The 13,857-nt window shown below is 63.9% G+C and carries 12 protein-coding genes; 6 read left to right on the top strand and 6 right to left on the bottom strand.

The annotated features are described in order from the left end of the window. The first annotated feature begins 22 nt into the window (after positions 1–22). The 6 genes from KOM00_RS09330 to KOM00_RS09305 all read left to right on the top strand — a co-directional run bounded on the left by KOM00_RS09330 (position 23) and on the right by KOM00_RS09305 (position 7,945). On the top strand, positions 23–2,368 hold the full coding sequence (locus KOM00_RS09330; protein WP_216498650.1) for an endonuclease MutS2: 2,346 nt from the start codon (positions 23–25) through the stop codon (positions 2,366–2,368). A gap of 33 nt (positions 2,369–2,401) precedes the next feature. Then, entirely contained in the window at positions 2,402–3,325 is a 924-nt protein-coding gene (locus KOM00_RS09325; protein WP_216498649.1) for a dihydrofolate reductase, read from the top strand. Positions 3,326–3,516: 191 nt separating this feature from the next. After that, entirely contained in the window at positions 3,517–4,155 is a 639-nt protein-coding gene (gene recO / locus KOM00_RS09320) for a DNA repair protein RecO (protein WP_216498648.1), read from the top strand. Between the two features lie 162 nt (positions 4,156–4,317). Beyond that, a complete protein-coding gene (gene dnaB / locus KOM00_RS09315) occupies positions 4,318–5,667 on the top strand; it encodes a replicative DNA helicase (RefSeq protein ID WP_216498647.1) in 1,350 nt (449 codons plus the stop codon). A gap of 114 nt (positions 5,668–5,781) precedes the next feature. Then, entirely contained in the window at positions 5,782–7,065 is a 1,284-nt protein-coding gene (locus tag KOM00_RS09310; protein ID WP_216498646.1) for an enoyl ACP reductase FabMG family protein, read from the top strand. A 169-nt stretch (positions 7,066–7,234) separates the two neighbouring features. Next, a complete protein-coding gene (locus tag KOM00_RS09305) occupies positions 7,235–7,945 on the top strand; it encodes a response regulator (RefSeq protein ID WP_216498645.1) in 711 nt (236 codons plus the stop codon). Here KOM00_RS09305 and KOM00_RS09300 read toward each other — a convergent pair. The 6 genes from KOM00_RS09300 to ybaK all read right to left on the bottom strand — a co-directional run bounded on the left by KOM00_RS09300 (position 7,929) and on the right by ybaK (position 13,836). Further along, on the bottom strand, positions 7,929–8,495 hold the full coding sequence (locus tag KOM00_RS09300) for a hydrolase (protein WP_216498644.1): 567 nt from the start codon (positions 8,493–8,495) through the stop codon (positions 7,929–7,931). The genes KOM00_RS09305 and KOM00_RS09300 overlap by 17 nt on opposite strands. Before the next feature lie 96 nt (positions 8,496–8,591). Then, positions 8,592–10,028, bottom strand: coding sequence for a sigma-54-dependent transcriptional regulator (locus KOM00_RS09295; protein ID WP_216498643.1), 1,437 nt, complete (start codon positions 10,026–10,028; stop codon positions 8,592–8,594). 199 nt (positions 10,029–10,227) lie between these two features. Further along, on the bottom strand, positions 10,228–11,313 hold the full coding sequence (locus KOM00_RS09290; protein ID WP_216498642.1) for a two-component system sensor histidine kinase NtrB: 1,086 nt from the start codon (positions 11,311–11,313) through the stop codon (positions 10,228–10,230). Beyond that, positions 11,306–12,271 carry a tRNA dihydrouridine synthase DusB gene (dusB, locus tag KOM00_RS09285; RefSeq protein ID WP_216498641.1) on the bottom strand — a complete coding sequence of 322 codons (966 nt, stop codon included), beginning with the start codon at positions 12,269–12,271 and terminating at the stop codon, positions 11,306–11,308. Before dusB ends, KOM00_RS09290 begins: the two co-directional genes overlap by 8 nt. A gap of 240 nt (positions 12,272–12,511) precedes the next feature. Next, entirely contained in the window at positions 12,512–13,351 is an 840-nt protein-coding gene (locus tag KOM00_RS09280) for an SIR2 family NAD-dependent protein deacylase (RefSeq protein WP_239027620.1), read from the bottom strand. Positions 13,352–13,353: 2 nt separating this feature from the next. Next, complete coding sequence (gene ybaK, locus KOM00_RS09275; RefSeq protein ID WP_216498640.1) at positions 13,354–13,836, bottom strand: Cys-tRNA(Pro) deacylase; 483 nt, start codon at positions 13,834–13,836, stop codon at positions 13,354–13,356. Between the last annotated feature and the right edge of the window lie 21 nt (positions 13,837–13,857).

The raw sequence follows: 13,857 nt of genomic DNA, 5'->3' as shown, positions 1-13,857 counted from the left end.
TTATTCACCCGGAGTTATCTACATGATCGACAAGGACACCCTGAAGCGGCTGGAATTCGACAAGATCCTGGAAACCGCCGCAACCTTCGCCCACTGCGAGGCATCCCACTACGGTACCCTCGCCATAGCCCCGCTTCACAGCCGCCAGGAGATGGAACTGCGCCTGGGACTCGTCGACGAGATACGGAAGCTGACCAGGCTCGGCATAGCGCTGAAGCTCGCCCCCTTCGAGGACATCACCCCGCAGGTGAAGGCGGTCCGTCCCGCCGGCGCGGTCATCGCACCGATCGCACTGCAACGCTTCATCCCCACCCTGCGGGTGATGGCCGCGGTGGCCTCCCAGCTCGCCTACCGCACCGACGTCCCGCTGCTGCTCTCGGAGGCCGGCTGCATCAGCGGCTTCCCCGACCTTTTGAACCCGCTGGAACACACGGTGAACGAGGAAGGGGAGATCCTGGACACGGCCTCCCGGCTTCTGGCGGACATCCGCGGCCGGAAGAAGGGGCTCACCTCCCGCATCAAGAAGCGGCTCGAGGAGATCGTGCGCGAGCGGCACACCGCGATCTTCCTGCAGGACGACTTCATCACCCAGAGGTCGGGGCGCTGGGTCATCCCGGTGCGCATGGACTCCAAAGGGATGGTCCCGGGGGTGGTGCACGACGTCTCCAACTCCGGCGAGACCGCCTTCATGGAGCCCCTCGAGATCATCGGCCTCGCCAACGAACTGGAGAACCTGGTGGCCGACGAGCGGGCCGAGGAGATCCGCATCGTCCGGCAGATCTGCGACTGGATCAGGGAGGACGCCGAGGAGCTCCTGCGGCAGTTCGAGGCGCTGGTCGAGCTCGACATCCTGAACTGCATCGCCATCTTGAGCGACCGCCTAAAAAGCGAGACCCCGGTCATCGCCGACACCCCCACCATACTGCTCAAGTCGGCGCGCCACCCGATCCTCACCCTGATGGGGAAGGATGTGGTCCCCCTGGACCTGGAACTGGCCTCGGAGAACCGGGTCATGGTTGTCACCGGCCCCAACACGGGGGGGAAGACCATCGCCATCAAGAACGCGGGACTCCTGAGCGTCATGGCCCTTTGCGGCATGCCGGTCCCCGCCCTCCCCGGCACCATCCTGCCGCTGGTCAAGAGCATCCTGGTCGACATAGGGGACGAGCAGTCCATCGAGGAGAGCCTCTCGACCTTCTCGGCCCACATCTCAAAGATCTCCAGCATCATCGAGCAGGCCGACCGCGGCGCCCTGGTGCTGCTGGATGAGCTCGGCACCGGCACCGAGCCGGGACAGGGGGCGGCCATCGCCTGCGCCGTGTTGAAGGAGCTACAGGACAAGGGGGCGCTGGTGGTCGCCACCACGCACCTCACCGAGATCATCGGCTTCGTGCAGCGCGAAGCGGGGATGGTGAACGCGGCCATGGCCTTCGACCGGCAGAAGCTGGCGCCGTTGTACCGGCTGGCCGTGGGGGAACCCGGCGAGTCGCATGCACTCGAGATCGCCAGCCGTTACGGGCTCCCGGAGCGGGTGGTGCGCTTCGCACGGGGGATGATCGGCACCATGGAGGCTGACTTCCATGCCCTGTTGCGCGATTTGAAGGAGAAGCGCGAGCAGTTGGACCGCACCCTTACGGCGCTCTCCGAGCGCGAGGAGAAGCTGACCCGGGCCGAGCAGAACCTGGTGGACCGGCGCGACGAGGCGGCGAGGCTCGTGCAGGACGCCCGCGAGAAGGGACTCCTGGAGGCACAGCAGATCATCTCCAAGGCCCGCCGCGACGTGGCCGCGCTGATCGACGAGGCCAAGCGCGAGAAGGCACGCGAAGCCAAGGAGAAGCTGGACCAGGCGGCACGCGAGGTCGAGGCCGCGCTGGACGGGTTGCACCCGGAGGAGAACGTCGCTCCGGAACAGGTAGCCGCCGGGGACATCCTCTTCGTCAAGCCGCTCAACTGCGACGCCACCATCCTCTCGGTCGACCACCGCGCCGGAAGGGCCCGGGTGCGCGCCGGGAGCATGGAACTGGACGTCGCCCTCATCTCCCTGTTAAAGCCCAAGGGGAAAGAGCCGAAGAAGGTACGTAAGCAGCGCGCCCGGCAGCAGGAGGCCGACTCCGCCCCGCAGGGGCCCGCAACCAGCATCAACCTCCTCGGGCTGCGGGTGGAGGAAGCGATCGGCGAGCTGGAGCCCTTCCTGAACCACGCCTCGCTGGAGCAGATCTCCGAGGTGCGCGTCGTGCACGGCAAGGGGACCGGCGCCCTGATGAAGGGGGTGCGGGGCTACCTGGCCGGCCATCCGCTGGTGGCGGAGTTCCGGACCGGGGAGCGCTTCGAAGGGGGCGACGGCGTGACGGTGGTGACGCTGCGCTAGTGTTTTGCAATCAAAAGTGACCGCGGAGGCCTTATGATCATTTCCATCATTGCTGCCATGTCTGACAACAGGGTGATAGGCGCGCACGGGAAGCTTCCCTGGGACATCCCCGCCGACCTGGCTCGTTTCCGAAGCCTCACCATGGGACATGCGGTGCTGATGGGGAGAAAGACCTTCGAGTCGATAGGTCACCCGCTGGACGGGCGCAAGAACATCGTGCTCAGCAAGAGCATGGGGAGGACCGAGGGGGTCATCGTGGCCCGCACCCTCCAGGAAGGGATCGCGGCCGCCGAGGGGGACGAGGAGCTGTTCATCTGCGGCGGCGAGGGGGTGTTCCGCGAGGCGCTCCCCTTGTGCCAGAGGATCTACCTCACCGTGGTGCACGGCCGCTACGAGGGGGACGTGCACTTCCCGCAGCCCCCCTGCTCCTTCATCGAGCTGCACCGGGAGGAGTTCCTGGAGGGCTTCCCCCCCACGACCTACCTGGTGATGGAGAAGGTGGACCAGATCCAGCCGGGGAGCGACGTGTTCGAACTGCGGCAAAAGGGGGTCGAGGCGTTGAACCGCCAGCTCTACTTCCTGGCCCGCTGCTGCTTCGGACAGGCCCAGGCCCTGGAAGATGCCCCGGAAACCGCCTCCGATCTCGCCTTCAGCCAGGCCAAGAGCGGCGGCGACTGCCACGAAGCCCTCAAGCTGGCCGAGCAGGCGTTGCGGGCCGCCCCGGACAACCTGCGCGTCCGGTTGAACCTGGGGCGGATACTGATCCTGACCGGCGAGAAGGGAAAGGGACTGGAGACCCTGCGCAAGGGGGTACAGATGGGCGGGGGACAGGAGTTCTACACCGAGCTCGCCAAGTGCGGCACCAGGGGGACTCCCCCCATCAAGTCCCTTCCCCGAAGCCACCCGCTGAACCGGTATCTGGGGATTTTGATGCACAGGCTGAACATGCGGGGCTAGTGAGGCGTGGGCTGCCCAAAACCGCCATGGCCTACACTGTAGGGGCGAATAATCCTTCGCCACCCTCGCACGGGCCGATGACAACACGGGGCTCCAGGGCTGGGCGAATGATCATTCGCCCTTACAGGTCGTGCATCCCGCCCCCCGCATCTTTGTTGACTCGCCACCTGCCGCAATGGTACTTTCCCTCCATGAAAAACGCCGAGGCCGAAGGGATAGTGCTGCGCCTCACCGACTTCGGGGAGGCGGACCGCATCGTCACCCTGTTCACGCTGGAACAGGGTAAACTGCAGGGGGTGGCGCGCGGCGCCAAGCGGAGCAAGAAACGCTTCGCCGGCGCCCTCGACCCCTTCGCGCACCTGAAGGTCCAGTTGCACCTGGGCCACGGCCTCCCAACCATCTCCGGCGCAGACATCGTCGGCATCTTCCCCGGCATCCGCGCCGACCTCGCCAAGATCGGCTGCGCCGCCTATGCCTGCGAACTGGTGGAGCGGCTCACCCCCGAGGAAGAACCGAGCCCGCGCCTGTTCCGCCTTTTGTACTGCTACCTGGAACGCCTGAACGACGCCCCCGCCTCACCCTCCGACCGCCGGTTCTTCGCGGTGAACCTCCTGAAGATACTGGGCTACCAGCCCGAGTTGCAGGTGCGCGGCGTCTCAGAGGAGACCGCGTCCCTGCTGGCGCGCGCCATGCAGACGGGGCGCTTCGGCGCCGTGCTCTTTCCGGACGCGCTCCTGCACGAGGCGGACCTCCTCTTGAACCCCGCCATCGACCTCCACCTGGACCGGGAACTGAAGTCGCTCGCCTTCCTGAAGGAGTGCTGCGTGTGACGGCTGCAACCGGCCGGAACTGCAGCGCACGGGCCACGATCGTCATTCCAACCAGTCAATTTTGTTGACCACAGCGCCGGTTACGGGTAGAATTCGGCGTTTCAGTCAAACCCGCATGCGCCGCTGCACCATGGCGCAGCTTAGTTGTTTTTGAGGAACTGTATGAACCAAGCGGAGATGAGAAAACTGCCGCCGCAGAGCATCGAAGCCGAGATGTCCATCCTGGGAGGGATCCTGGTGGACAACGAGGCGATCAACCGGGTGCTCGAGGTCCTTACCCCGGAGGAGATGTACCGGGAGAGCCACCGCAAGATCATGCGCGCCATGATCGAGCTGAACGAGCGCGGCGAGCCCTGCGACCTGATCACCATGACCACCATCCTGCGCAAGAAGGGTGAGCTGGAAGAGGTGGGAGGCGGCGCCTACCTGGCCACCCTGGTCGACTTCGTCCCTATGGCGGCGAACATCTCCTACTACTGCAAGATCGTGAAGGAGAAGTACATCACCAGGAAGCTCATCTCCGCCGCCACCGACATCGTCAGCAACGGTTTCGAGGACAAGGTGGAGGTCGAGGAGCTCCTCGACTCGGCGCAGAAGGTGATCTTCGAGATCTCTGAGAACAAGCTCCGCCCCTCCTACTACAAGGTCAGCGACATCCTCAAGGACACCATCAAGAACATCGAGCTCCTCTACGAGAAGAAGGAGCTGGTGACCGGCGTCCCCACCGGGTATACCGACCTCGACAAGCTGACCGCGGGCTTTCATGCCGGCGACCTGGTCATCATCGCGGGACGTCCGGCGATGGGGAAGACCACCTTCGCCCTGAACGTGGCCCAGTACGCGTCCGTGGACTCGGAGAAGAAGTTCCCGGCCGCCATCTTCTCCCTGGAGATGCCCAAGGAGCAGCTGGTGGAGAGGCTTTTGTGCTCCGCCTCCCGGGTCGACCTCACCCGCCTGCGCTCGGGCCACCTGCAGGAAAACGACTGGCCCAAGCTGATCAAGGGCGCCGGGCTTTTGCACAACTCCAAGATCTTCATCGACGACACCCCGTCGATCACGGTGATGGAGCTCCGCTCCAAGGCGAGGCGGCTCAAGGCCGAACACGACATCGGCATCATCGTCATCGACTACCTGCAGCTCATGCGCGGCGGCGCCAACAGCGAATCGCGCCAGCAGGAGATCTCCGAGATCTCGCGCTCGCTGAAGGCGCTGGCCAAGGAACTCTCCATACCGGTGATCGCCCTGTCGCAGCTGAACCGAAGCCTCGAGCAGAGAACCGACAAGCGCCCGATGATGAGCGACCTGAGGGAATCGGGGGCAATCGAGCAGGACGCCGACATCATCATGTTCGTCTACCGCGGCGAGGTGTACGACAAGGAGAACGAGGACCTCAAGGGGAAGGCCGAGGTCATCATCGGCAAGCACAGAAGCGGCCCCATCGGCACCGTCGACCTCGCCTTCCGCGGCGAGTTCACCCGCTTCGAGAACCTGAGCAGCAGGGAAGAATACTAGGCTGTTTCGTTCCCTCCCCGAAGGGGGAGGGTCAGGGAGGGAGAACGGCTACCTATCCCCCTCCCCTTCTCCACCTGCGGGGGGAGAAGCACACCAACATAGAAAGGAACCTAGATGAGCAGATACCATGCAATGACGGAAGTGCCGGCGTGCGCCGGATATAAGGAAGGGGACGTGCTGTTTCTCTGCGGCGAGCTGTTCGGCCGCGGCTACGCCAACGGCATCGTGGACGAGGCCAGGGCGAAGGGGATGACCGTCATCGGCGCCACCGTCGGGAGGCGCGATGCGGACGGCACGCTCCGTCCGCTCAACGAGGAAGAGCTCGCCACCGCCGAGGCGGGCCTCGGGGGGAAGATCATCAACATCCCGCTGGAGGCCGGTTTCGACATGGAGCCCGGCCAGGACGGCGTCTCTCCGGTGGACCGTTTCAAGGGGGTCAAGCCGGACGACTGGGGCTCGATCAAGCTCGACCCGGCGGAGATCGAGTACTCCAAGAAGCGCGGCACCGAGCGCTTTTGCAAGAACCTCACTGCCGTCGTGGCAGAACTGGAAAAGATGATCCCGGCCGGGAGCAACCTGCTCGTGGTCCACACCATGGCCGGCGGCATCCCGCGCGCCCGCGTCTTCATGCCGATCCTGAACAAGCTCTTCAAGGGACAGGGGGACCGTTTCCTCTCCTCGGAGGCGTTCTGGAACTCCGACATGGGGAAACTGTGCGAGGCAAGCTTCAACGAGGTGACCGCGGACACCTTCCGTTACCTCATCGACGCCACCGCCGGTCTCAGGGAGAAGCACCAGACCAGCTACGCGGCCTACGGCTACCACGGCACCGCCGTGCTCATCGACGGCGTCGTCACCTGGCAGTCCTACACACCGTACCTGCAGGGGTGGGCCAAGATCCGCCTGGAAGACATCGCCATCGAGGCGTGGGAAAAGGGGATCAAGGCGACCGTCTACAACTGCCCCGAGATCCTCACCAACTCGAGCGCCCTCTTCCTCGGCGTCGAGAACTCCCTGTACCCCCTGATGGCCGCGCTGCGCGCGGAAGGGGTGGAGTCGGTGCTCAAGGAGTGCCAGGCCCTTTTGCGCGAAGGGGTGACCATCGACGATCTGCTGCAGATCGCCAACACCTACCTCACCTCGGAGCTTGTGACCAGCACCCGCGACTTCGAGAGCTGGCCGCAGCACAACAAGCCGGAGCAGCAGGAGTACATGCTGAACACCTCCGCCGAGCTGATCAGCATGAACGCGGATCAGAAGGAGATCGTCTGCGCCGTGCTCTCCCGCGCCGTGTTCCAGGGGGTAGGGAGCCTCATGTTCAACAGTTCCTGGCAGCCGCAGGCGCCGGTCTTCTGGCTCAACCACGACGTGATCGCGAAGACGCTGGCGAAAGGGTAATCGGCAGGCAATCGGGGGGCGTATTTCGCCCCCTTTTTTTACAGGCAAATCCCCTCTGTCTCCCCTTTGCAAAGGGGAAGACGTGAGGGCTCGTGCGGCGCTTCGTGGCAGATTTGTTCCACTTTCCCCCTCATCCTAAACGCTTGTTGGTACCGAAGTAGGAGTACACGTGGCACACAAGGTCCTGCTGGTCGATGACGTGAGCATGTTCCTGGAACTCGAGAAGGACTTCCTCTCACTCTCCGCGGTCGACGTCTTTACCGCCAGAAACGGCGAGGAGGCACTGTGCATCTGCCGGGAACAGCACCCGGACCTGGTGATCATGGACCTGCACATGCCGGTGATGGACGGCGCCGACTGCTGCCGCGCCATAAAAAAAGACCCCCGACTCTCCACCGCGGTGATACTCACCGCTTCTGAAGGGAAGGAGGCCGATCGCCAGCTCTGCCTTGAGGCGGGCTGCGACGATATCCTCTTCAAACCATTGGATCGCCTTATTTTCCTGGAGGCAGCCCGCAAGCACCTGCCCGCCGTGGACCGGCGCGACAGAAGGGGGAGCTGCCGCTTCAACGTGAAGTTCCGTGCTTTCGGCCTCACCCTCTCAGGCTTTTGCATCAACCTCAGCCAAAACGGCCTCTACCTCGCCACCGACGTCGACCTCGAACAAGGCACCCAGCTGGAACTGCTCTTCGTGCTGCCCGAACCGGTGAGCACCGTCATCCAGACCAAAGCGCGAATCGCCTGGCTCAACACCAGCAAGGCCCGCAGAAAGAGCACGCTCCCGGAAGGCTTGGGCGTCCAGTTCATCGGGATCTCCGAGACCGACCGCGAGCGGATCGACCACTACGTCAGTACCCTGCCCCCTACCTCACGAGTTTAGAAAGCTTCTTGAACTCCTCGGTACCGGCGACGCGCAGCAACTGGAACAGGACCGACTCGGTGGAAGTCATCACCGCACCGGCCTGGGTCATGGTCTGCAGCGCGATCTCCCAGTTGTGCTTCTTCCGGCTCATCACCGCATCGACCACCAGGTGCACCACGTAGCCGCGCGACAACAGCTCCAGCGCGGTCTGCAGCACGCAGACGTGGGTCTCCATCCCGGTCAGGATCACCTGACGCCTGCCGTTTTTCTCCAGCGTCTCCAGAAAGCCCTCGCCGCCGCAGCAGCTGAAGGTCATCTTCTCCAGGCTCGGCGTGCAGAGCTTCCCCTTCAGGGAGGGGACAGTCTCCCCGAGCCCCTTGACGTACTGCTCGGTGGCGAGGGCGGGGATGCCCAGCTCGGCCGCCGCGTCGAGGAGGATCGAGATGTTCCCGGTCAGTTTCCCCAGCACCTTCTCGTCCATGGCGCGGCAGAGCTTGTCCTGCACGTCGACCACCACCAGTTGCGCACTCTCTCTTTCCAGAAAAAACCTGTCCATCAGGGTCGTCATGGGAGCCTCCTAGAAGCAGATTAAGATAAAGATTAAGACTAAGGGGAAGAATAGGAACGGTTCTTCTGTATCTTTGACTCAGCCTCAGCCTGCCTGTTACTCCTTGCGCAGTTCGATCCCCAGCTCGGTGATCTTCTTCCTCAGGGTGTTGCGGTTTATGCCAAGGATGTCCGCGGCGCGCACCTGGTTGCCGCGGGTCTTCTCCAGCACGAAGCGGATCAGCGGCCGCTCGACCTGCTCCAGCACCATGGCATGCACGTCACCGCTCTCCATCTTCTCCATGTTGGAGAAGCAGCCGCGCAGCTTCAGATCGACGATCCCCTCAAGCGACAGTTCCTCCCCCTTCCCTTCCCCCTGGCGGCTCCTGAGACCGGGGAAGTCGGAGGCGACCAGGAGCGGGTCGGGTGAAAGGATGACCGCCCTCTTGATGGTGTTCTCCAGCTCGCGGATGTTGCCGGGCCAGTTGTAGTTGCTGAGGAGCTTCACCGCGTCGGCGGAAGTGCGCTTGAGCGGCACCTCCAGCTCTGCGCAGATCTTGCCGAGGAAGTACTGCACCAGCAGCGGGATATCCTCCTTGCGGTCGCGCAGCGGCACCAGCTGGATCGGGATCACGTTCAGGCGGTAATAGAGGTCCTCTCGGAACTGCTTGTTGCGGACGCTCTCCTCCAGGTCCTGGTTGGTCGCGGCCACCACCCTGACGTCGACGGGGATGCTCTGGTTGCCGCCGGTCCTCGTGATCTCGCGTTCCTGCAGCACCCTGAGGATCTTGGCCTGCAGGTCGATGGGCATGTCCCCGATCTCGTCGAGGAAGATGGTGCCGCCGTTGGCCTGCTCGAACTTCCCAAGCTTCCTCTCGGTGGCGCCGGTGAAGGCCCCCTTCTCGAAACCGAACAGCTCGCTCTCCAGGAGTTCCTTGGGGATGGCGGCGCAGTTGAGCGGGATGAAGGGCTTGCCGAGCCTTTTCGAGTTGTAGTGGATGGCGCGGGCGATAAGCTCCTTGCCGGTACCCGACTCCCCCTGCACCAGGACGGTGACGTCGGAAGGGGCCACCTTGCCGATGGTCTTGTAGATCTCGCGCATGGCGGGGGAGTTGCCGATGATGGTCTTCTCGAGCTGGTAGCGGTCGGCCAGCTCCTCCTTCAGCAGCGACACCTGGGAGGTCATCTCGCGCGCCCGGCTCACCTTCTCCACCACCGCGTCGATGACGCCGAGGTCGAAGGGCTTGGTGAGGTAGTCGTAGGCGCCGCGCTTCATCGCCTCGACCGCGTTCTTCATGCTCGCCTCGGCGGTCATGATGACCACCATCAGGTCGGCGCGCTCCTCCTTGACCCGGTCCAGCAGCTCGAGCCCGGTGACTCCCGGCATCTTGATGTCGAGGAGCGCCAGGTCGTAGACGTTCTCCTTGATCAGCTTGAGCGCCTCGTTGCCGTCCTTGGCCAGCTCGACGTTGAACCCTTTCTTCTTGAGGGCCTTGGAAAGGACCCAGCGCATGCTCTCTTCGTCATCCGCGACCAGTATGTTGTTGATCGACATATAAACTCCTAGAAACCGTTCTATGTTCTACGTTCTACGTTCTAAGTTGAAACCTGAAGCGGCGCTGCTTCAAACTTAGGTAGAGCATAGGACGTTAGACTTATCTTTGCCGTTTGTGCTCGTATGCAAGATCCCGTGAACTCGCAGAAGCCTCATTGCTTCTGACGTAGAACCTGGAACATAGAACGTGGAACGGCCGTTATTGTACCAGCGGCAGCATGACGGTGAAGACGGTGCCGCGGGAGGGACCGGAATCGACCCTGATCATGCCGCGGTGTTCGGACACGATCTTCTGGCAGATGGCCAGACCGAGCCCCGTCCCCTGGGACTTGGTGGTGAAAAACGGGGTGAACATGTTCTCCAGGACGTCGGAAGGGATGCCGGGACCGTTGTCGGAGATGTCGATGGCAACCATGCGCGCCCGCCGCTCCCCCTTCTGGGTCAGGGCGTAGTCGGCCAGGACCCGGCTGGTCACCTTGACCACGCCGCCGGTCCCCACGGCCTCCATGGCGTTCTTGATCAGGTTCAGGAACAGCTGGGTCAAGAGGGCCTCGTCAGCCAGTATCGGGGGGATGCTCGGGTCGAAGTACTGCTGCAGGTAGAGCTCCTTCCCCTCGCAGGCGTTTTTCTGCAACAGGACGATGTCGGAGAGGACCCGGTGCAGGTTCACCTTGCCGAGCTTAAGACGCCCGGGGGAGGCGAGGCCGAGCAGCTCCTCGACGATCAGGTTGACCCGCTGCACCTCCTTCAGCATGACCCGCACGTACTCCCTCAGGTCTTCGTTGTCCGGGAATTCCATCTCCAGGAGCTGGGCCGCCCCCTTGATCCCCCCCAGCGGGTTCTTGATCTCGTGGGCGAGCCCCGCGGCGAGCGCGCCCAGCGAGGAGAGACGGTCCGCCTGGCGCACGGCGCTCTCGAGCTCGCGCACGTTGGTGAGGTCGCGCAGGAGCACGATGGTGCCGATACGCTCGCCGTTGGAGCTCAAAAGCGGCGAGGTGCTGGTACCCACCGGGGTGATCCGCCCTCCCCTTTTGAGCACGATGTTCTCGTGGTCGGAGACGGACATCCCGGTGCTGACGGTCTTGGCCACCAGCTCGTTGAGGGCGGCGTCGTCCTTGAAGATCTCGCTGAAGAGATGCCCCAGCGCCTGGCGCCTGGAGACGCCGGCCAGCTCCTCGGCAGCAGGGTTCACGAGCGTCACGGCGCCGGTGTTGTCAAGGACGATGACACCGTCGCCCACGCTGTCGACCACATTCGCGTAATAGTTCTCCAACCGGTCAGCCATCAAAGAACTCCTCCATCGCCCCGACAAGCTCGGCAGCATGCTCGATCCGGTTCACCGCGGCACGGAACTGCGCGGCTCCCGGAAGCCCCTTGGAATACCAGGCAAGATGCTTGCGCATCTCCATCAGGGCCACCCTGCCCCCCTCGAACTCGGTGAAGAGCTCGAAATGCCTGCGGGCAACCGCAAGTCGTTCCGCCACCGTCGGCGGCACCGGTACCTCGCCGGCCATAAGGGCGAGCGCCTCCCGGAACAGCCAGGGATTCCCCATCGCGCCGCGGGCTACCATCACCGCATCGCAACCGGTTTCCTGGATCATGCGGACCACGTCGTCCGCGCTGAAGAGGTCGCCGCTGCCGATCACCGGGATCTTCAGGGCACTCTTCAATTCCCCTATCTTCGCCCAGTTCGCCTTCCCCTCGAACATCTGGGCCCGGCTCCTGGGATGCAGGGTGATGGCGTCGCACCCCTCTTCCTGTGCGATCCGCCCCACCTCGAGGAAGGTGTCGTCGCCGCAGACCCATCCGGTCCTGATCTTCACCGTGAAGGGGAGTGCCGTCGCCTTGCGCACGCAACGGACGATCCGCCCCACCTTGACCGGGTCCTTCATGAGGGCGCTGCCGGCGCCGGTGCCGACCACCTTCTTCACCGGGCACCCCATGTTGATGTCGATCAGTTCTCCGTACCCCTCGACCAGCCGCGCCGCCTCGGCCAGCATCTCCGGCTCGTCGCCGAAAAGCTGCATGCCGATCGGGCGATCCTCGGGGGTGGTCTTCAGCAGATCGAAACTCTTGCGCCCCTCCCTGGTCAGGCCGTTGACGCTGACCATCTCGGTAAAGGTGAGGGAGGCTCCCCCCTCGCGAGCGATGATGCGCATGGGGAGGTTGGTGATGCCGGCCATAGGGGCCAGAAATACCCGATTCTTCAAGGTAAGAGAGCCGATGGCCACGGTGTTTTGCATATGTGATAACTTCCTTATCTGCCTAAAAAATGTGCATACTAGCAACTAAGAATTTAAAACGCAAGGGTTTTTTATGGCGGGCGTATACGGAAAAGAGGGGAATGCATCAGGAAAATCGGACATGGGAGAGGGAAAATTCGAAGGACGACCCCGTTTGTTGGGGCGAATAGTTATTCGCCCCAACAAAACCCCGCAATCGTCAGCCACTGTAGGGGCGAATAATCATTCGCCCCCCCCCGGCTAATCCCGCCGCAACAACGCGTCGATCCCGGTTAGCCCCTCGAGTGCCCCGCAGGGAAGGGAGAGGTGCGGTGCGCGGACCTGCGGCTCGCGCGGGTTGATGCGGATCACCCGGGCGCCGGAGAGGGAGCCGATCCGCTCGCTGGCGGCTCGCACGGTGGGGATGGCGGTCCCGGCCCCCAGCTCGACGACCACGACGCGCCTGCCGGATTGGCGGGAAAGGAACTGCCGGAAGCGCTCCTGCTGCCGCGCGGTGCGCTCCTCGATCCAGGCGTAGTCCCCGAACATGAGGATGTTGGGACGCGCCGCCCTGCCGCAGCGGGGACAAAGGGGCACGTGGTCGGCGCGCATGGTATCCTCGTCGATCCGGAACTGTTCGCGGTTGTCCCAGATCCGGTTGCAGCAGGGACCGGTGCACTGCAGGTGATGGATGGAGCCGTGGAACTCCAGGACGGCGTCCCCGGCGAAACCGGCTTTCTGGAACTGGCCGTCCACGTTGGAGGTGGCGACGAACAGCTCCAGGCCGAAGCGGGCGGCCCAGTCAAGCAGGAGCGCAAAGCCGGCGTGGGGGACCGTGGCGCGGTAGAGGTTGGTGCGGTGGCCGTAAAAGCCCCAGCCGAAGGCGGGGTCGCGTTCGAAGTGTTCCGGGTTGGCGGCGTCGACGAAGCTGATGCCGAGGCGGCGGTACAGGGGATAGGCGCTCCAAAAACCGGTGTCGCCGCGAAAGTCGGGGAGGCCGGAATCAACCCCCATGCCGGCGCCCGCGGTAACAACGAGCGCCTGTGCGCCGGCCACCGACTCGGCCGCTTCCCTAAAGAGTGCCGCGAGACCGGCGGCCACGCCTAGATCCCCACCTTGACCGGGACCGGCTTCAGCACCCGCTGCAGCTCGGAGGGAGGGAGGGAGACCAGGAAGCCGCGGCTGCCGCCGTTTATGTAGACGAGCGGCAGGTCGAGGATGCTCTCTTCGATGTAGACCGGCATCGGCTTCCTGGTGCCGAAGGGGGAGGTCCCCCCCACCATGTAGCCGGAGTGGCGGTTGGCGGTGTCGGGGGTGCAGGGGGCGACGCTCTTGACGCCGATGGCGCGCGCCAGTTCCTTGGTGGATACCTGGAGGTCGCCGTGCATCAGCACCACGAGCGGCGCCTTGGTCTCGTCCTCCATGACGAGGGTCTTGATCACGCTGTGCTCGTCGACGCCAAGCTCGCGCGCCGACACGGCGGTCCCCCCCTTCTCCTCGTATTGGTAGGGGTGCTCGCCGAAGGCAACCCCCGCCTGCCGCAGTACCCGGACGGCAGCCGTGACCGGCGACTTCACCTTGGCCATTGCAGTTCTCCTTGAACAGAT

It is taken from the genome of Geomonas diazotrophica (genome assembly GCF_018919385.1).
Taxonomy (GTDB): domain Bacteria; phylum Desulfobacterota; class Desulfuromonadia; order Geobacterales; family Geobacteraceae; genus Geomonas; species Geomonas diazotrophica.
The sequence above is the reverse complement of the archived record's forward strand: the minus strand, read 5'-3'. Positions and strand labels throughout refer to the sequence as shown.